Raw genomic sequence first — 20,014 nt, 5'->3', positions numbered from 1 at the left:
ATTTACTTTAAATCTGATATGATGATGATAAAGAAAATACATTTTTTATGGCTCGCGTTGATGTCGATAGTCATAAGCTCGTGTAAGCTAGACTTATTGGACAACCCCAACGCTGTGACTACCAATAATACAGATATTAATTATTTGGCTAGTCAAATTCAAGTGAGTTATGCCACACATTTCAACCAAGTAGGCGATCCGGGTATGCGCTTGACTCGTATGCTCAATGCAGGAGCTGCAATTTATGATAATGCCGTAACACCAGGTGGATTAGATGGTACATGGACTACCGCTTACGCAGGTATTTTGAACGATGTAAAAACCTTGATTCCTTTAGCGGAACAAGGTGAGTTTTTTGTTCATGCTGGCGTTGCCAGAGTGGTACGTGCCTCGGTGTTGATGAACTTTGTTGATATTTTTGGCGATGTGCCCTATACAGAGGCATTGGATGCTTCTAATTTTAACCCAAAAGTCGATGGCGGTGCAACTGTCTATACGGTTGCTTTGGCGGATTTGGATAAAGCTATCGAAAACTTCAACGCCAAATCTAAATCTGGTTTGACAGTTGACTTGTACTTTGGTGGTACTATCGATAACTGGATTCGCACGGCAAATACTTTGAAATTGAAAATTTATTTGAATAGAAAGTTGATTGATGCTGCAGGTTCAAAGACTGGTATCAATACTTTGATTGCGGGAAATAAATTGATTTCTACTACGACTCAAAATTTTACCTTTAAGTATGGTAGCAACCAAGTAAACCCCGACAACCGTCATCCTAGATATGCAGGACAATATTCTCCTACGGGTGGTGGCGATTATCAATCTAACGCCTACATGGGTTTGATGTATGATAAAAAAGACCCTCGTATTAGAGCTTATTTCTATCGTCAGGTAACCGTTAACTCTAAAGATGTAAACGAAATTCGTTGTATTACTAACCAAAAGCCCAATCATTATGCAGCAACAGATTATTACTGTTTGCCAACCAACGTAGGATATTGGGGACGTGACCATTTGAGTAACGAAGGTATTCCACCAGATGGTTTGAAAAGAACTGCTTGGGGCTTGTATCCAGCAGGTGGCTTATATGATAATGACGCAGGAAGACCAGTTGCTCTAGTAGCAGGGGCAGCAGGGGCAGGGATTCAACCTATGCTAATGTCATCTTTTACTGATTTTATGTTAGCAGAAGCAGCATTGACTTTAGGTACCAATGGCGATCCTAAGACCTTGTTAGAATCGGCGCTTCGTAAATCAATGGCAGATGTACGTGCATTTATGTTGGCCTCGGCTGAGTCTAGTAAAATTACGGCATTTGAGACCAGTAGTAATATTGTTTGGGCTGACCAAGTCAACAATTATGTGAAGGCTGTCCTTACAGCGTATGATGCAGCAGCTACAACATCGGCAAAACTCAATGTGATTGCAACAGAATATTGGTTTGCACTGTATGGAAATGGTATTGAGGCTTATAACCTCTATCGCCGTACAGGTATGCCGCTTAACTTGCAACCTGCATTAGATCCAAACCCTGGCTCATTTATTCGTTCGTTTTACTATCCAACAGCATTTGTTAGTAGAAACGTAAATGCGAAACAGAAAGCCAATATGACAACGCCTGTATTCTGGGATAATAATCCTGCAAGTTTATTCAAATAGGCAGCTTCTTTTCAAAGATAAACAATTGATACAATGAAACACTTTAAGATATATTCAATAATGCTGGTTTTGGGACTCTTGATAGGAGCCTGCAAAACCGAAATGGTTGAGCCTATCGATTTGAATGCCTTAGAAACTGGTGGTTATATCAGAACGGTATCGCCATACCCTGTAAGCTCAAGCTCATTTACTTTCAAGACGTCTGCGTTATCCACTAGTAAAATGGAGTTTTTGGCAGAGGCAATTACTCCCAACTTTGGGACTCTTTTCGCTTCGTACGATTTGGTAATAAAGTTTGTAGATGCAACTCCTGCCAATGGTACCAAAACTACGGCTCAGCTTACCTTGAAGAGCATTCCAGCATCAAGCTTTACCAAAGATCCAACTTCAGGGTATCCTCGTGCTACTATCTCAATTTCGTCTTCTGAGGCCTTAACAGCAACCAAACTTGTTGCAGCAGACATATCAGTAGGCGATAGCTTTGAAATAACAGGTACAATGAAGCTTACTAATGGCAAAAGCTATACGAATACAAACACTGGACCAAATATTACAGGCGGGGCTTTTTATAGTTCGCCATTTTTTTACAGAGTAAACGTAATTCAATAACTGACAATTGAATGGTTTCCTAAAACCGAGCTCTATTTGAGCTCGGTTTTTTGTTTTTTAAAGAATACAAACGAGCGTTTGAATCTTCAAATCATACATTAGAAATGTTCAATTTTTTGAATATCTATATTACTTTTAGCAAAGTATAGTTATTTAAATTGCATAAACAGGTCTACACTTTTACAAAAAATTAAGATTTGATTAGAATTTTTTTTGAACGGTTAATAGACTACTTGAATGGTATATTTTTTAGTAGTTTATACTTATAAATAGTGGTCAAATCAAACGCTTTATGTTCAAAATTAGGTACTAACGCATTATTTTAGACTAGAATAAATTTGGCTTATTTGGAGAAATTGAGGGAAAAATGTAGGTGATTTTAAAAAAATGCAAAATATCATTTTGAAATCCTATTGTGAGTTTCTTGATAATTTTATAATTTGGCACAAATAACCTTAACAAATTTTTTCAACCTTAACTAAATTAGTTCATGAGAAAAAGTCTATTAATGACTTTCTTGTTGACTATGCTTTCTTGTGTATTTATTTTGGCACAGGACCGCAAAGTCACAGGAAAGGTGACATCTGCTGAAGACGGATCTAGTCTTCCTGGAGTAACTGTTCAACTCAAAGGAACAGCTAAAGGTACTCAAACTGACGCTAACGGAATTTATTCAATTCTAGCTCCTGCCAATGGCACACTTTCGTTCTCTTTTGTGGGTATGTCAAGTCAAGATGTAGCGATTAGTAATCGTTCGATTATTGACGTGAAATTGACTGTTGACGCAAAACAACTTTCTGAGGTTGTTGTTACAGGTACTGGTGCTGCTGTAGACAAAAGAAAATTGGCTATTGATGTACAGTCTGTAAGTGCAAAAAATTTACCATCAGTTCCATCAGCGTCTATTGACCAAGCTTTGGTTGGTAAAATTGCTGGTGCGCAAATTACTTCTGGTAATGGTATGCCTGGGCAGCCAGTAAACATTTTGTTGCGTGGTATCAACACAATCAACCGTGGTACTTCTCCAATGATTTTGTTGGATGGTATTCAGTTGGGAACTACTGATTTAAACTCAATCGACTTGAATACTATCGATCGCGTTGAGGTGGTTCAAGGTGCAGCTGCTGCTACCATCTATGGTGCTCAAGGTGCTAATGGTGTTATTCAGTTGTTTACCAAAAAGGGTAAAAATGGTCAATTGACTATTGATGTTTCTTCTAGCGTAATTCGTTCTGAATATTTGAACATTGGCGGTTTGAAAAAAGCAAACATGCATGGTTTTGTTACGAATGCCAACAATGAAGTAGTTGGCGGTTCGGGTAAGCCTTTGACTTTGGATCCTGCCTTGGGTTCTTATTCAGAAAACGTTATTTGGAACTCGACTGATCCGACTGTTCAAATTAACAAGCCTTACGACAAAAACTTGCAGTATTACGATCACTTCTCGATGTTCTTCCAACCTTCGACTAACCACCAACATTCGGTGTCAATCGCAGGCGGTACAGCAAAAAGTGATTTTAGTATGTCATTGTCTCACGCTCAACAAGAAACTAACTTCAAAAACTTGGGCGGTATTGGTAGAACTAACTTTACGTCAAATATCGGTACAGAATTGGCTAAAGGCTTGAAATTGCGTTCAATCACTCAGTTGATTTACACAAAAAATACTATCAATGATGCAACAGGTAGAAGTATCATCTATTCAGTGTTCAACTCTCGTCCATTTGCGAACTATGATTTCAAAGATACTGATGGCAACTATCCTGCATACTTTGGTGATGCAGTAGGGGTAAACGGTGCAAACCCTAACTTTGTGAATCAATATTCAACATCATTGGTGAACAAAATTGATGTAGTTCAAAACTTCTCATTGAACTATCAGTTTCCGAAGTTTGTAGAATTGGATGCTAAATATGGTATCAACTATCAGCACGAAGAAGATATCTATACTTACTTGAACCAAAGTGGTAACAAAAACTCTGTAAACCAACAATACTTTCTAAACAATTATGGTACAGATGGTTCGGGTGAATTGGATAACTATACTTACAATACAACTTTCCAAAACTTCTTGGCATCAGCTTATTTCAAAACTGATTTCCAAAAAGACTTCGGTTTGAGTTTACCAATCCGTACTTCAACTCAAGTATCATTTGACTGGAGAGATCGTTATTACAAACAATATATTACTTACGGTTTAGGTTTGCCAACTTACACGCCATTCAACGCGTCACAAACTCCTACAAACCGTATTGCAAGTGATTACAAAATTCCTTTTGTTACTTATGGTTATTTGATCAACCAACGTGTTGATTATGGTGAAGTGGCAGGTATCTCTGGTGGTTTCCGTACTGACTACTCTTCTGCGTTTGGTGCTGCTTCGACGCCATTTACTTTCCCACGTGGTGATGGTTATGTTCGTCTTTCTGCTTTTGATTTCTGGAAAGACTCAAAAATTGCAAGTACTGTTGAAGAATTCAAACTTCGTGCAGCTTATGGTGAGGCAGGTATCCAACCAAACCAATTTGACCGTTATGTAACATTGAACACTAAAACAATTGGCACAAGTAACTCATTCTATTTCCCATTGTCACAGTCGAACCCAGGCTTGAACGTAGAGGTGTCTAAAGAACTTGAAATTGGTACAGATATCGGTTTGGCTTTGGCTAAAGGTACTCCTTGGTTCAATGACTTGTCTATCAACGCTAGTTACTGGAAAAGAAGTACTGACAATGCGATTTACAACATTGACGCTGCTCCATCGACAGGGGTTGGTACTTTGAAAGATAACGCATTCTCATTAGCTTCAAGAGGTTTCCAATTCTCATTGAATGCTTCGATCTTCAAAAACAGTGATTTCTCTTGGAACTTTACTACTAACTTCGGTAAGCAAACTTCTGAAATTACAGCTGTACGTGGTGGTGCAGAGGTGGTTATTACTTCTGCTGCAGGGTCTACTGGTTATGTATTGAAAGCAGGTGAAAAAATCGGTCAGTTGTATGGTTTCTACGCTATTCATAGTTTAGATGAAAAATTACCTGATGGAAATTTCGCCATTGCAGAGGCAAATCGTGGTAATTATGAAGTAGCAAGTAATGGCTGGGTTGTAAACAAAACAACTAAAGCTCCTTATTTCTCAACTAAGCAATTTGCATTTGGCGATCCTAACCCTAAATTCAACATGTCATTTATTAATGACTTTAGTTGGAAAGGTATCGTTAACTTTAACTTCCAAGTTGACTGGGTATATGGCTCACACTTGTACAACCAAACGAAAGAATGGATGTATCGTGACGGTATTCACGCTGATTACCAAGTGCCTATCACTATCAATGGACAAACTGGCGCATGGTCTGCATTCTATCGTGGTGTTTATGCTGAGGTTTCTCGTAATGGTACGAAAAACTATTTCTACGAAGATGCTTCATTCGCTCGTTTGCGTAACCTATCTGTTGCTGTAGACTTAGTAAAAGCATTCGGTATTAAAGGTTTCAGAAAACTACAATTGGTAATGACTGGTCGTAACTTGGCAACTATCACTAAGTACACTGGTATGGATCCAGAGATTTCTTCTGGTTCAAACGGTTCTGCTTGGGATAGAGGTACAGACCACAACACTATGCCAAACCTTCGTTCTTACCAAGTTGGTTTGAATATCGGTTTCTAGTCAGCCAAATTTTCTCCAATAGAAGACGCTATTTTTAGTCTTCATTTTCAGAAATAAGTATCAGTTTAAACGACACAAGGAATGAAAAAGATAAAAATTACTGCACTCTCGGTGCTACTCATGGGTAGTATGATGATGTCGTGCAAAGATCAACTCGATATTCAAAACCCTAACCAGCCAACACCTGCCAGTGCTGCAACAGAATCTGGGGTAATTGGTTTGGCTCAAGGTGCCATTTATATTAATGGTTTTACTTCATCTGGTGACAAATACTATGATGGTGTTGTAGGGGCATTCTACAACGGAGTAATTGGTTTTCATGAAATGATGGGTGATGTTGTAGCTGCAGAGGCTGCTAACACGTATATGAACAACCTGTCAGCTCCTAACTCAGTTACTTTAGATGATGGAACTGTTGTACCAAACCCGAACTCTCCAAGTCAGCAAATTACTTTGCTACGCAATATCAACGTAAATGCTCAACAAGGTGGTAACCCTGGTTTTCATGAGTGGGCTTTGATGTACGGTTTGAACAATGCTGCTAACTCTATCTTAGAAGTTGTTGAAAAAACAACATTCTCTGGCGATGCTGCAACGAAAAAGAATACGATTAAAGCGTGGGCTTACCTTTGGAAAGGATATGCATATTCTCGTATAGGTTCAATCTATTATGCTGGTTTGATTAACAATGCATCAAGTTCAACTAATGGAAATTACCTAGCGAAGGAAAAAATTATTGACGAATCTAATGCTAACTATGACAAAGCTGCTGCTTTATTAGGAGCAATCACTAATACCGCTGATTATTCATCAGTATTGGGTGCTTTGATTCCTAGTTATTTCCAAACAGGAAAAGGTGTTGTGCCTACAACTGCACAGTTTATCAAGAACTTGAACACCTTGAAAGCACGTAATATCATCGTAAACACGCCTGTGGCTTCGATGACTGCTGCTCAATGGAATCAAATTCTAACATTGACTAACGCTGGTGTTGGTTCTTCTGACCCTGTATTTGCTGGTAACACTAACACAGCTGGTGATATTTTCTCACCATTGAGTTACTCTGTAGCGGCTCGTTGTGTAGGTGCTAACGCATCAGGTGGTACCTTCAAAATCTCTGAACGTTTGATTCAAGATTTTAATGCTGGTGACAAGCGTTTGGCTAATAACTTCAACCAATTTGCTGTTTGGGTTGGTAACTCTGACCGTGGTAATGCTTTCAACACTCGTTGGGGTATCAAAGATGGGGGTAATGGTTTAGCAGGTGTAATGGTTTATACAAATCGTACAGCTGGTCAGGCCGAATTGTATATGTTAGGTAGCTACGAAGAAAACGAATTGATGAAGGCTGAGGCTAAATTATACACTGGCGATATCGCTGGCGCTGCTACTAGCATCAATACTGTACGTACTTACCAAGGTGCAGGTTTGGCTGCTCTTGCTTCAACAGACTTAGCTACAGTTAAAGAAGAACTTCGTAAAGAAAGACGTGTGGCTTTGGCTTTCCGTGGTTTAGCATTCTACGATGCTCGTCGTTGGGGTGTGTTGGATAGCGGTCGCAAAAATGCGGTAGTTATTTCTAAAGATGGTAAAACTATCAATACCAAAGCTACTATTACTTATGGTTACTTGGATTACTGGGATGTGCCAGACAATGAGTTGGCATACAACCCTGCTGCTGCTGGTAGTGCTCCAATCAAAAACCCTAAGCAATAAAATTGAGTGTTGAGTTGTGAGTGCTGAGTTTAGAAATTTAGATTCATCGAACCAACTTAATCATTCATTGCTTTCATTCAAACGCCCCTTCGCTACGGTGAAGGGGCGTTTTTGTTTATTCTACCATGTTAGAATTTAAGTTAATTTTTCGCTTTTTGTCATATTGCCATTCGCTTTTGGTCACAAGTAGAACCAATTATCTGAGCCAATTTTGTATCATTAAAACAAACAAAACTATGAACTCAGATATTCTTATTTTAGGTGGAACAGGAAGCATCGGATATGCTTTTACCATGGAACTTGTAGCGCAAAAAATCCCTGTAACTTTGTTGGTTAGAGATATACATAAAGCTCAACAAATTTTTGATCAAACGCCATTGATTGAATTTGTAGAAGGAGATGTACAAAATGGTGCATTATTGAAAACTCTTGCCCAAGATAAAAAGGTGATATTTCATGGGATTAATTATTCTTATGAAGCTTGGAAAGGAAATATGCAACAGGCAACACAAAATGTCATTGAAGCTGCCAATCTAAATAAAGCTCAAATCATTTTTCCTGGTAATATTTATAATTATGGTTTGGTTCAGACTCCTATTACTGAAGAAAGTCCAGAAAATCCTTGCGCTGTAAAAGGGCAAATTCGTGTAGAATTGGAAGCGATGATGCGTACTGCTGCACAAAATAACCTATGCAAATTACTCATTGTGCGCCTTCCCGACTTTTGGGGACCCAATGTGATGAATGAAGGTGTTCGTCCCATTTTTGCGAATGCTCTCAAAGGAAAACCTATGCGATGGTTGTGCAATATGGATATTCCTCACCAGACGGTTTATACGCCAGATGCTGCCAAAATCATGGTTGAATTAATGAAGATTAAGCAGGTAGAGGAGGTGTCAGTATATAATTACGGAGGGCAAGTACACAAATCTATGCGAACACTATTTGCCAAAATTGCTGAGCAAGCTGGACAGCCAGCCAAATATCAATTAATGTCAAAATGGATGATAAATTTGTTGGCTATTTTTATTCCTGTCCTAAAAGAGATTAAGGAAATGATCTATCTCTATGAAAATACGGTGGTATTGAATGATGATAAGTTGAAGAAACTATTTCCTGAATTTAAAGAAACTCCGTTGGAGGAGGCAATAAAAACGGCTTTGTCATGGAAAGGATACCAGTCATAGGTATTAATGCAAAATAAAAATATGAGTAACTAGTGTGCGAAGGATTTCAAACTATTGCGGATTTCTGATTTCGGAAATTATATATATACCTTGTATTTTGAAATCCTTCGGACATCTCTACAGACGAATTTCTTTTTTAAATTAATCACTCCACTGCAATTCACTCAATTAGGAGTTATATTTTACGCCCTAAATGCGCTTGGCGTCTGTCCAGTCCATTTTTTGAAAGAACGATAAAAAACACTGGGTTCTGAATAACCAAGCAGATAGGCAATATCAGTCGTACTAGAATAAGGCTGTTTCAAATGTTTGATGGCTAATTCTTTTCGAGCATCATCCAATAATTGCTGGAAGTTTTTTCCTTCTTCTTTTAATTTTTTCTGGATATTTCGCACTCCAACCCCTAAAGTCATCGCTATATGATTAAGTGAAGGTTCTTGTCCAACCAAGCATTTTACAATCTCTGTTTTCACCACATCACTAAACATTGTTTTGGGTTGTAGGGGAGCTAGTAAATCTTGGGCATGTTGCTCAAAAACAGGAAATAAGCTTGCATTGGCATTGAGGATAGGTTTTTCAAGCTGTGAACTTTCAAATACCATCCAATTTTTACCAGTCTCAAAAAATACAGGACATTGGAAAATTCTCTGATATATCGCTAAATCGCTTGTAGGGCTGTGTTCAAAGTGGACTTCTGAAAGTTTAAACTCTGAAAGCGTAAGCGCTCTGAAAGCACTGGCATAGACCGACATTTCGGACTCGAGGGCAAATTCAGGATAAATCATATCCTCAGAATTAACTCGTAAGTCAATAATGGATATTGCTCCTTTTTGATGAAAGGTTGTTTCAACTGCATTACACACAATATCTTGATACTGACAAAGTTTCTCAATCGACTTTCCCAGATTAGGTGCGTGCATCATCACATACGCTAAAATACCCACCGAGATAGGGCTGACAATTTCGCCCATCTGTAAAGGAAGCGAACGGTCTCCTAATTTTTCAACGATAGCTTTCCAGATAGCTTGAACTTTAGCTATCTCAATTCTTTCATCAGGATTTTGTAAACTTTGACTGGAAATGCGAAGACTTTTCAAAATATCAGAAGTATCTAATCCTCTAGTATTGGCTGCCCAAAGAATCATATTTACAGAACCTATCGCTAAAGTCTTTTTCATGGAATAATACAAGTTGGTTTGAGGAGGTAATCAGTGGAGGCATCACCATGAAGTAAAGTTACAAATAGTCGTTTGATAATTGGAACTATACGAAAATTTTCAAACACAACCATCTACAACGATTCAATTAAAACCTGATTGCTTAAAGCCGAACGCTCATTGCCAATTCTCAAAACAATCTTTCCTACAAAAAGTCCTAATCTCCCAATTTTCTTCTGCAAAAAGTGCTATGTACCAATATTTTCTTTTACAGATGTCGATAAAAGCCCGCATTTTGTCGAATAACGTATTGGATAATAGCCTAGATTTTGTATTTTTATTGTTAAGCATCACACAATAACATGGCAACACGACCTATATGTTCTCTTTTAGGTCGAAAATTGAAAATTAATAAATCCACATACCAATAATTATTAATACAAGTTAGTGTTGTCTTGTGTTGGGGCTTAAAAACGTAAAAGTATTTATTCAGGAGTACATCCAAACGGATAACCTCTTTTACAGAATCTATCTTATTTCAAAATTTATTTAACTTCAATCAGCAAACCCCAATATGAGAAGAAGGGATTTTATCCAGTTGTCTGGTATGGGCTTAGGTGCGCTTATGGGTGCATCAGCTATACCTGTCTTGGGAAATGTTGTTCCAGCCGAACATTTAATTGGTTCGGGTGTCGACGTAGCAACAAAGAAACGTTTAGCAGACGTAGCACTAAACGCTGCTAAATCCAAAGGCGCCACATACACCGATGTTCGTATCGGACGTTACCTCCAACAGTATTTATTTACCCGTGAAAACAAAGTTCAAAACGTAGTGAATGCCGAATCTTATGGTGTAGGTATTCGTGTAATTGCCAACGGAACTTGGGGTTTTTCTGCTACTAGCGATGTTACGCCTGAAGGTATTGCTAAATGCGCTGAAACTGCTGTTTCCATTGCAAAAGCAAACTCAAAAATCCAGAAAGAACCAGTAGTTCTTGCGCCACAAAAAGGGGTAGGAGAGGTTTCTTGGAAAACACCACTCAAAAAGAACTCATTCGAAGTTCCTATTCAAGAAAAAATCGATTTGTTGATGAATGTAAACGGCGAAGCTATGAAAAATGGTGCAGCCTTCGTTACATCTAACTTGTTTTTCATCAACGAACAAAAATATTTTGCCTCAACCGACGGCTCTTATATCGACCAAGATGTTCACCGTATTTGGCCAACATTTACCGTAACTGCGGTAGATAAGCAAGCAGGTAAGTTTAAAACTCGTGATGCGATATCTTCTCCAATGGGTATGGGTTATGAGTATTTAGATGGTTTAGCTTCTGAAAAAATCCCTGGTCCAAATGGTTTGGTAGGATACCGCAATTCTTACGACATGGTCGAAGATGCGATTTTTGCTGCTAAACAAGCGAAAGAAAAATTGACGGCTAAGTCAGTAATGGCTGGAAAATACGACCTTGTGCTTGATCCAAATCACTTAGGTTTGACAATTCACGAATCAGTAGGTCACCCATTAGAGCTTGACCGTGTGTTAGGATATGAAGCTAACTATGCAGGTACAAGTTTTGCCACTTTGGACAAATGGAAAACTAAATCATTTAACTATGGTAGCAAATTAGTGAATATCGTTGCTGATAAAACTCAACCATATACCTTGGGTACAGTTGGCTACGACGACGAGGGTGTTCCTTGTAAAGAATGGGATTTGATTAAAGACGGCGTTTTGGTAAACTACCAAGCGATTCGTGACCAAGTAAATATCTTGGGTGAGAAAGAATCTCATGGCTGTTGCTATGCCGACAACTGGGATTCAGTACAATTCCAGCGTATGCCAAACGTTTCTTTGCGTCCGGGTAAAGAGAAGTTGAACGTACAAGACATGATTAAAGGTGTTGAAAAAGGTATCTATATCATTGGACGTGGTTCTTATTCGATTGACCAACAGCGTTATAACTTCCAATTTGGTGGACAGTTATTCTACGAAATCAAAAATGGTCAAATCACAGGAATGGTCGATGATGTAGCATATCAATCAAATACACAAGAATTCTGGAACTCATGTGCTCAGATTTGTGATAAAGATGATTATCGTACATTCGGTTCGTTCTTCGATGGAAAAGGTCAGCCTTCACAAGTAAGCGCCGTGTCACATGGTAGTGCCACGACACGTTTCAACGGAGTGAATGTGATTAATACAGGAAGAAAAATCTAAAACTTACCTTAAACAGCATCAACAATGACGATTTTAACGAAAGAAGAAGCTAAAAAAATCATAGATAAGGTTTTGTCTTTTTCAAAAGCTGACGAGATGAGTGTGGCACTTTCAGGAGGTCGCACGGGTAATATCCGTTATGCTCGTAACTCGGTTTCGACGAGTGGAGAATCATACAACTTATCACTTTCTATTACCGCAGTATTTGGCAAGCGTTCGGGTACTTCTACGATTAACGAATTCGACGATAAATCTTTGGAAAAAGCCGTAAGACGTGCCGAAGAAATTGCTCGTTTAGCTCCAGAAAATCCTGAATTTGTTCCTGCCTTAGGACCACAGCAATATTTAGAGCCTGCAAGTTTTTCACAAAAAACAGCAGATATTTCTCCAGATTATCGTGCTAATGCTGCATTTGATAGTATCGACCCTTGTAGCAAGAAAAACTTGACTGCGGCAGGTTATATGGAAGATCGTACAGGATTTAATGCCATCGGCAATAGCAAAGGACTTTTTGGATACAACAAAGCTACATCAGTAGATTTCTCTATCACAGTACGTACTGCCGATGGTCTGGGTTCTGGCTATGCCATTCGTGATTTCAACGATGTCTCTAAATTAAGTACCAAGCAAGCAACTGAGATAGCGATGCAAAAAGCGATGGCGTCGACATCTGCTCGTGCTTTGGAACCAGGTAAATACACCGTAATTCTCGAACCAGCGGCTTCTATTGATTTGCTTCAGAATATGATGAGAAGTATGGACGCACGTAACGCCGATGAAGGTCGTAGTTTCTTGAGTAAAAAAGGAGGAGGTATTCGTTTAGGCGAAAAACTCTTCGATGAAAGAGTAAATATTTACTCAGACCCAATGAACATCGAAATTCCGGGTTCTCCATTTGCTGGGGATGGTCGTCCGCAAGAAAAAGTATTTTGGATTGAAAATGGTGTGGTAAAAAACCTTACTTATTCTCGTTTCTGGGCTGAGAAAAAAGGGGTAAAAGCCGTACCAAACCCAGGTGGTTTTATCATGATGGGCGGTACAGAATCTTTAGCCGACTTGATCAAAGGTACAGATAAAGGTATTCTGGTGACGCGCTTCTGGTATATCCGTGCGGTGGATCCTCAAACCTTGTTATATACAGGTCTTACTCGTGATGGTACTTTCTATATTGAGAATGGTCAAATCAAATACCCAATCAAAAACTTCCGTTTCAACGAGAGCCCTGTGATTATGCTCAACAACCTTGAGGCTATGGGCAAGCCAACTCGTATTGGTGGGTCGTTAGTGCCACCTCTCAAAATCCGTGACTTTACCTTCAGTAGCTTATCGGATGCAGTATAGGTATTATAGCCTTTAGCTATCAGCTGTCGGCAGTCAGCTTTACATAACCAAAAGCTGATTGCTGATAGCCAATAGCTCATTGCCGAAAACCTTTTCCGCTTACCACGAAAAAAAGCCATTCATCAAAATCAGCCATTGGCTAGCTGGGCATCTTCTTGAAATTTTGGTAAATTAAGATTGGGAAAACCTCTCAATTAGGCTCTTATTGCCTTTTGTAAGCGTTTGATAGTCTTAATAGGTTATTGGTTATATGTTGATTAGTTATACGGAAGTATCCTAAAGGGTAAAAAATCGAGTCATCCATGATATACATGATGTCTGATGATTTTCTCTTTCTATTAACATTTAACGGATAACTACTTACAGCCAAAATTGAGAGAACGCCTCTTTTAAACGATTTTTCAATTAATAAACTAAAAAAAACTTGAAAAGAAGAGATTTTATCCAGATGTCGGGTCTAGGTTTAGGAGCAATGATGCTACCTAATATTCCGATTATGGGCAGGTCCGTTGCTGCCGAATCCTTTCTCAATGAAGGTATCGATGTAGCCGTGAAAAAACGTTTGGCAGATGCAGCCCTCAATGCTGCCAAGGCAAAAGGTGCAACTTATACGGATGTTCGTATTGGTCGTTATCTTAATCAGTTTGTGATTACTCGTGAAGACAAAGTGCAAAACATCGTCAACACCGAGTCGTATGGTGTAGGTGTACGTGTCATTGCCAATGGTTGTTGGGGTTTTGCGGCTGTGGTAGATGCTAAAACAGAAGCAGATACAGCCAAAGCAGCCGAGCAAGCAGTGGCAATCGCAAAAGCGAATGCAAAACTGATGAGTCAGCCTGTAGAACTTGCACCGCAAAAAGGATTTGGTGAAGTAAGCTGGAAAGCGCCTATCCAAAAAAATGCTTTTGAAGTGCCTATTCAGGAAAAGGTAGATTTGTTATTGGGCGTTAATGATGCTGCTATGAAAAATGGCGCAAATTATGTTAACTCTCTTTTGTTTTTGGTAAATGAACAAAAATACTTCGCTTCATCTGATGGCTCGTATATCGACCAAGATGTACATCGTATTTGGCCAGTATTTACGGTAACTGCGATTGATCCTAAAACGGGTAAATTCGAAAATCGTCAGACTTTGAGTGCTCCTTCGGGTATGGGTTATGAATACCTTCAAACCAACCCTAAAGATAAAGTAACTGGTGTAACTACTCGTTACAACAAAGGCTATGATATGATGGAAGACATCATCGCAGCTTCGCAACAAGTAAAGCAAAAATTGGCAGCTAAGTCGGTAGAAGCAGGAAAATATGACTTGATTCTCGACCCATCTCACCTTTGGTTGACCATCCACGAGTCAGTAGGGCACCCGCTCGAACTTGACCGTGTATTGGGATATGAAGCAAACTTTGCAGGAACATCTTTCGCTACTTTAGACAAATGGCAAAGTAAAAACTTCAACTATGGTAGCAATATCGTGAATTTCTTTGCTGACAAAACTCAAGTTGGTTCGTTAGGTGCTGTAGGTTGGGACGACGAAGGTGTAAAAACCAAAAAATGGGATTTGGTCAAAGATGGTAAGTTAGTAAACTATCAAGCCATTCGTGATCAAGCAAAAATCATTGGCGAAACCGAATCACATGGTTGTTGCTATGCCGATAGTTGGTCATCTGTTCAGTTCCAGCGTATGGCAAATGTTTCACTTGCTCCAGGCAAAGAACCATTGTCGGTAGACGAAATGATTAAGGACGTTAAAAAAGGTATTTATATCATTGGCGACGGTTCGTTCTCTATTGACCAGCAACGTTATAACTTCCAATTTGGTGGACAGTTATTCTATGAAATTAAAGATGGAAAAATTGTGGGTATGCTCAAAGACGTAGCTTACCAATCTAACACACAAGAGTTCTGGAATTCTTGTGCAAAGATTTGTGACGATCGTGATTATCGTTTAGGTGGTTCGTTCTTCGACGGAAAAGGTCAGCCTTCTCAATCAAGTGCGGTATCTCATGGTAGTTCGACTGCGCGTTTCAATGGCGTAAATGTCATCAATACAGCACGTAAAATTTAGTAACCATAAACCTTTATTCCACTTTAACTTCTCAAGAAAACTATGTCTGTAATATTAACCGAAGAAGAAGCAAAAGCCTTGTTAAAAAAGGTGATGAGCTATTCAAAATCCGACGAATGTGAGGCTAATTTATTAGGAAATATTCGTGGCAATATTCGATATGCACGTAACGAAGTTTCGACTAGTGGTGCATTAATCAATCAGAATTTACAAGTACAATCTGCATTTGGTAAAAAAGTAGGTGTGGCTACTATCGACGAGTTTGATGATGCTTCTTTAGAAAAAGTAGTTCGTCGCTCGGAAGAATTAGCTCGCCTTGCCCCAGAAAATCCTGAATATGTAGGACTTTTGGGACCACAGCAGTATAAAAGTCACTCATTAGGATACGTAGAAGATACAGCGAATATCAATCCTGATACTCGTGCAGAGATGGTCTTCAAAAGTCTGGAGTTGGCTCGTCCACAAAAATTAGTAGCGGCAGGCTTTCTGGAAGATCAAAAAGGCTTTTCTGCCATGATGAATTCGAAAGGATTGTTTGCTTATTATAAAGACTCAGGTATTAATTTCTCCCTGACCGTTCGTACAGAGGACGGTACAGGTTCGGGTTATGTAACTAGAGGGTACAACGACGTTAAAAAATTGGATACAGTGGCTGCTACCAAAATTGCGATGCAAAAAGCAATGGGTTCTAAAAATGCCAAAGCATTAGAGCCTGGTAAATACACGGTAATCCTCGAACCAACAGCCGCAGCGGTATTGCTCGAAAGCATTTATTTTGATATGGATGCTCGTAGCGCCGACGAAGGTCGTTCGTTTTTTAGTAAACAAGGTGGAAAAACCAAAATAGGCGATAAGATTGTCGACGAACGTGTCACAATTTTCTCTGACCCTGCTTATCCAGCGCTTCCTGGTGCTCCTTGGGCAGGTGATGGTCAACCACAAGAAAAAGTGACTTGGATAGAAAAAGGTGTGGTCAAAAACCTAGCCTATTCTCGCTATTGGGCACAACAGAAAAAAGTAAAGCCTTTACCATTTCCAAGTAATGTGATTATGGAAGGGGGGACTGCCACGCTCGAAGAAATGATTAAGAGTACAAAACGAGGTATTTTGGTTACAAAACTCTGGTACATTCGCCCTGTTGACCCGCAGACTTTATTACAAACAGGTCTAACACGTGATGGTACTTTCTTGATAGAGGATGGAAAAATTAAGTATCCTGTAAAAAATTTCCGCTTCAACGAAAGCCCAATCATTATGTTGAACAACCTAGAGATGTTGGGTAAAACAGAGCGTGTTGTAAGTACTGAATCAAACGCCAACTATATGGTACCTCCAATGAAGATTCGTGAATTTACGTTCTCATCATTGTCGGATGCAGTGTAGTAATGATGTCGGATTTCTGATTTTTGATTTCGGAAGTAAAAGAGACTTTTTCGGATATTACGATATGAAATAAAGGTTTTTATATTTCCGAAATCAGAAATCTCAAATCCACAATAGTTTTTAGAAAATAGAGAAAATTTGAGTAGAAAATCAAAGAATTCAAATTTTCTTAAGCCCAAAGCCCAAAGCCCAAAGCCCAAAGCCCAAAGCCCAAAGCCCAAAGCCCAAAGCCCAAAGCCCAAAGCCCAAAGCCCAAAGCCCAAAGCCCAAAGCCCAAAGCCCAAAGCCCAAAGCCCTTACAGTATCACGACTCTCAAAATTATGAAACCATTTGTATTTACTCGTATTCAATATAACTCAGGCGACTGGGATACCGATCAACGAATGCCCTCCAATCTGCTTAATTCGTTGGTTGAGTACACCACTATTCCAATTGATGAAAAGGAAAAAGTGGTTTTATTGAGTAGCAACGAGATTTTTAAAAGCCCTTTCTGCTATTTGAGTGGTCATAAATTAGTAGAGTTTTCGAGTAAAGAAAGAGATATTTTTCACCGATATGTACAAAATGGTGGATTCGTATTTGTAGACGATTGTAATCACGATATTGATGGGCTATTTGCAAAATCATTCGAGCAAGAAATGGCTAAAACTTTTGGACAAAAAGCCCTTCAAAAGATTCCAAATACTCACGAAATTTATCGATGTTTCTTCGAATTTGAAGGTCCGCCCACAACTAGCTTCGAACTAAATGGCTGGGGCGACGATCTTGTGCATGATTATCTCAAAGCAGTTACCATCAACGGACGTATTGGCGTATTGTATAGCAACAAAGACTACGGTTGCGAATGGGATTATGATTTTCGCAATAAACGTTGGCTTGCCGAGGATAATACCAAATTTGGTGTCAATATCATCAATTATGCTTTGACCATGTAAGATTTTAAGAATCTTTATCAAAGGCAAAATTGCTAATGATGAGCACTCTCAATTACGACAATTAATGGCTAAACAGATAGAGCCATCTCACTATATTTTCATTAACAAATGACACTGGAAACAAAAGAGCTTCAATATTATAAATCTTTGGTGAGCAAATTACCGCTTCTCAAAAAGGAAATCGCAAAAGTTATTATCGGGCAAGAGGAGGCTATCGACGAGATTATTATTTCCCTTTTGGCGGGTGGGCATTGTCTACTCGAAGGTGTGCCGGGTTTGGCCAAAACTCTCATGGTAAAAACGATTTCGGAGGCGCTCGAAATGCAATTCAAACGTATCCAATTTACGCCGGACCTTATGCCAGGCGATATTGTTGGTACTGAAATTTTGGAAGAAGACCACGAAACAGGCAAGAAATTCTTTAAATTTAGCCAAGGGCCTATTTTTGCCAATATCGTTTTAGCCGATGAAATTAACCGTACGCCACCCAAAACGCAAGCTGCTTTGCTCGAAGCCATGCAGGAATACAAGGTGACTTATGCGGGTACCAACTACGATTTGCCAAAACCATTCCTCATTATTGCTACACAAAACCCTATCGAACAAGCGGGTACGTATCCATTGCCAGAGGCACAACTCGACCGCTTTTTGTTGTATATCAAACTAGGGTATCCTTCCGAAGCTGAAGAATTACAAGTATTAAAAAGCACCACTGGTTCTGGAAAACCAACTTTGTCAGCCGTAATGAGCGATAAAGATATTTTGGATTTACAAAAACTAACGCGTCAAGTACACATCAGTGATGAATTGATAGAGGAAGTCAATCGCATCGTAAGAAGTACTCGTCCTGATACAACTAGCTCGGCTTTTGTAAAAGAATGGTGCGATTGGGGTGCAGGTCCACGTGCGGGACAAGCCTTGGTATTATGTGCCAAAGCACGTGCCGTGTTAAATGAACGTTTTGCTGTTATTCCTGAGGATATCCATACGCTAGCTTATCCTATTTTGCGCCACCGTATTTCTCTCAATTTCCGTGCAGAAGCCGAAGGTATCGCTCCTGATGATGTAATCAAAGCTATGCTTTCAGGAAAATAGAATAATGAAAAATGGATAATCATTGAGCTAAAGAGTTGAAGGACAAGCTGTATTTCATCACTCTAAACTCATCACTCACAACTCAAAGAATGGCTTTACTCAGTTCCGAATTAGTAAAAATTACCAATCTCCAATTAGCCAGCAAATTGGTAAGTGAGGAACTTATGTTAGGGATTCACGCCAGTAAAAGATACGGCTATGGGATTGAATTTGAGCAATATAGACATTATGAAATAGGAGACGATCCCAAACGCATAGATTGGAAACTTTTTGCCCGTACTCAAAAACATTTAGTGCGAGAGTCTTCTACCGAAAGTAATTATCATATCCGTTTTGTACTTGACCTTTCGGGGTCGATGAATTATACCGAAGAGGGTGTAAGTCGACTACAATATTGCAAAATACTGTTGGCTTCTATTGCCTACATGGGTTTTCGACAAGGCGATCAACTGAGTTTATATGTGCTGAAAGACAACCAAGTACATACTTTAGTCGCCGCAGGCAAGCAAGCTTTCCAACGAATTTTATATGCTTTGGAAAAAGCAGAAGCATCTGGGAAATGGACAAGCGATACCAAGAGCTTTCCCGTTTTTCAACAAAAACAAAAAGAGATACTCTTTTTTGCTTCAGACCTTTTACAATTGGATAATGAATGGATTCAGTTATTGAAAAAATTAGCGAATCCACGACGTGAAATCTATGTTTTTCAAGTACTTGGACAGCATGAGCTCGATTTTGATTTAAAAGGATTTTACCGTTTCAAAGATTTAGAAACAGGTCAAGAAGTGGAGCTTCAGGCAGAGCAAATTAAAGCTGAAGTCAAAGCCAATGCCGAATCGTTTTTGTCACAAATCGAATCAGATTTAAAAGTACCCTTTGTTTACTGGAAAAAAATCAGTCTCAAAGATTCTATTGCAGGTATTATCCGAGAGATACTTTGATGTAACATAAATCAAGCTGATTTTGAACTTTCAA

14 protein-coding genes are annotated in these 20,014 nt (G+C 39.1%); 12 read left to right on the top strand and 2 right to left on the bottom strand.

Annotation, left to right across the window (positions count from 1 at the left end; translation table 11 throughout):
• The first annotated feature begins 24 nt into the window (after window positions 1-24).
• The 5 genes from QM524_RS23375 to QM524_RS23355 all read left to right on the top strand — a co-directional run bounded on the left by QM524_RS23375 (window position 25) and on the right by QM524_RS23355 (window position 8,841).
• Window positions 25-1,662: a SusD/RagB family nutrient-binding outer membrane lipoprotein gene (locus QM524_RS23375; RefSeq protein WP_283346461.1), complete on the top strand. Its 1,638-nt coding sequence runs from the start codon at window positions 25-27 to the stop codon at window positions 1,660-1,662.
• A 33-nt stretch (window positions 1,663-1,695) separates the two neighbouring features.
• Entirely contained in the window at window positions 1,696-2,271 is a 576-nt protein-coding gene (locus tag QM524_RS23370; protein WP_283346460.1) for a hypothetical protein, read from the top strand.
• Between the two features lie 490 nt (window positions 2,272-2,761).
• Window positions 2,762-5,938, top strand: a complete 3,177-nt coding sequence (locus tag QM524_RS23365) for a SusC/RagA family TonB-linked outer membrane protein (RefSeq protein WP_283346459.1) — start codon at window positions 2,762-2,764, stop codon at window positions 5,936-5,938.
• An 81-nt stretch (window positions 5,939-6,019) separates the two neighbouring features.
• Window positions 6,020-7,654, top strand: a complete 1,635-nt coding sequence (locus tag QM524_RS23360) for a RagB/SusD family nutrient uptake outer membrane protein (protein ID WP_283346458.1) — start codon at window positions 6,020-6,022, stop codon at window positions 7,652-7,654.
• A 236-nt stretch (window positions 7,655-7,890) separates the two neighbouring features.
• Window positions 7,891-8,841 carry an NAD-dependent epimerase/dehydratase family protein gene (locus QM524_RS23355; RefSeq protein ID WP_283346457.1) on the top strand — a complete coding sequence of 317 codons (951 nt, stop codon included), beginning with the start codon at window positions 7,891-7,893 and terminating at the stop codon, window positions 8,839-8,841.
• 182 nt (window positions 8,842-9,023) lie between these two features.
• On the opposite strand, the gene QM524_RS23350 is transcribed toward QM524_RS23355, so the two are convergent.
• Window positions 9,024-10,019 (bottom strand): AraC family transcriptional regulator, encoded by a 996-nt coding sequence (locus QM524_RS23350; RefSeq protein ID WP_283346456.1) that lies wholly within the window; start codon window positions 10,017-10,019, stop codon window positions 9,024-9,026.
• 553 nt (window positions 10,020-10,572) lie between these two features.
• On the opposite strand from QM524_RS23350, the gene QM524_RS23345 reads away from it, so the two are divergent.
• From QM524_RS23345 to QM524_RS23330, 4 genes are all read left to right on the top strand, one after another.
• A complete protein-coding gene (locus QM524_RS23345; protein ID WP_283346455.1) occupies window positions 10,573-12,219 on the top strand; it encodes a TldD/PmbA family protein in 1,647 nt (548 codons plus the stop codon).
• Between the two features lie 24 nt (window positions 12,220-12,243).
• Entirely contained in the window at window positions 12,244-13,560 is a 1,317-nt protein-coding gene (locus QM524_RS23340; RefSeq protein ID WP_283346454.1) for a TldD/PmbA family protein, read from the top strand.
• Window positions 13,561-13,984: 424 nt separating this feature from the next.
• Window positions 13,985-15,625: a TldD/PmbA family protein gene (locus tag QM524_RS23335; protein ID WP_166579858.1), complete on the top strand. Its 1,641-nt coding sequence runs from the start codon at window positions 13,985-13,987 to the stop codon at window positions 15,623-15,625.
• Between the two features lie 42 nt (window positions 15,626-15,667).
• Entirely contained in the window at window positions 15,668-17,008 is a 1,341-nt protein-coding gene (locus QM524_RS23330; protein ID WP_283346453.1) for a TldD/PmbA family protein, read from the top strand.
• A 159-nt stretch (window positions 17,009-17,167) separates the two neighbouring features.
• Here the strand turns inward: QM524_RS23330 and QM524_RS23325 are convergent, their stop codons facing one another.
• Window positions 17,168-17,359: a hypothetical protein gene (locus tag QM524_RS23325; protein WP_283346452.1), complete on the bottom strand. Its 192-nt coding sequence runs from the start codon at window positions 17,357-17,359 to the stop codon at window positions 17,168-17,170.
• Between QM524_RS23325 and QM524_RS23320 the strand changes: the two genes are divergently transcribed.
• From QM524_RS23320 to QM524_RS23310, 3 genes are all read left to right on the top strand, one after another.
• Complete coding sequence (locus QM524_RS23320) at window positions 17,330-17,944, top strand: DUF4159 domain-containing protein (protein ID WP_095163416.1); 615 nt, start codon at window positions 17,330-17,332, stop codon at window positions 17,942-17,944. The genes QM524_RS23325 and QM524_RS23320 overlap by 30 nt on opposite strands.
• Window positions 17,945-18,052: 108 nt before the next feature.
• Complete coding sequence (locus QM524_RS23315; protein WP_388045003.1) at window positions 18,053-19,039, top strand: AAA family ATPase; 987 nt, start codon at window positions 18,053-18,055, stop codon at window positions 19,037-19,039.
• An 89-nt stretch (window positions 19,040-19,128) separates the two neighbouring features.
• Window positions 19,129-19,980 carry a DUF58 domain-containing protein gene (locus QM524_RS23310; RefSeq protein ID WP_283346451.1) on the top strand — a complete coding sequence of 284 codons (852 nt, stop codon included), beginning with the start codon at window positions 19,129-19,131 and terminating at the stop codon, window positions 19,978-19,980.
• The last annotated feature ends 34 nt before the right edge of the window (window positions 19,981-20,014 follow it).

The organism is Flectobacillus roseus (assembly GCF_030056595.1).
GTDB classification, from domain to species: Bacteria; Bacteroidota; Bacteroidia; order Cytophagales; family Spirosomataceae; genus Flectobacillus; species Flectobacillus roseus.
The sequence above is the reverse complement of the archived record's forward strand: the minus strand, read 5'-3'. Positions and strand labels throughout refer to the sequence as shown.

Bases quoted from the DNA above. Each gene is read 5' to 3' on its own strand.
- QM524_RS23375 (WP_283346461.1), top strand. From the start codon at position 25: ATGATAAAGAAAATACATTTTTTATGGCTCGCGTTGATGTCGATAGTC.
- QM524_RS23370 (WP_283346460.1), top strand. From the start codon at position 1,696: ATGAAACACTTTAAGATATATTCAATAATGCTGGTTTTGGGACTCTTG.
- QM524_RS23365 (WP_283346459.1), top strand. From the start codon at position 2,762: ATGAGAAAAAGTCTATTAATGACTTTCTTGTTGACTATGCTTTCTTGT.
- QM524_RS23360 (WP_283346458.1), top strand. From the start codon at position 6,020: ATGAAAAAGATAAAAATTACTGCACTCTCGGTGCTACTCATGGGTAGT.
- QM524_RS23355 (WP_283346457.1), top strand. From the start codon at position 7,891: ATGAACTCAGATATTCTTATTTTAGGTGGAACAGGAAGCATCGGATAT.
- QM524_RS23350 (WP_283346456.1), bottom strand. From the start codon at position 10,019: ATGAAAAAGACTTTAGCGATAGGTTCTGTAAATATGATTCTTTGGGCA.
- QM524_RS23345 (WP_283346455.1), top strand. From the start codon at position 10,573: ATGAGAAGAAGGGATTTTATCCAGTTGTCTGGTATGGGCTTAGGTGCG.
- QM524_RS23340 (WP_283346454.1), top strand. From the start codon at position 12,244: ATGACGATTTTAACGAAAGAAGAAGCTAAAAAAATCATAGATAAGGTT.
- QM524_RS23330 (WP_283346453.1), top strand. From the start codon at position 15,668: ATGTCTGTAATATTAACCGAAGAAGAAGCAAAAGCCTTGTTAAAAAAG.
- QM524_RS23320 (WP_095163416.1), top strand. From the start codon at position 17,330: ATGAAACCATTTGTATTTACTCGTATTCAATATAACTCAGGCGACTGG.
- QM524_RS23315 (WP_388045003.1), top strand. From the start codon at position 18,053: ATGACACTGGAAACAAAAGAGCTTCAATATTATAAATCTTTGGTGAGC.
- QM524_RS23310 (WP_283346451.1), top strand. From the start codon at position 19,129: ATGGCTTTACTCAGTTCCGAATTAGTAAAAATTACCAATCTCCAATTA.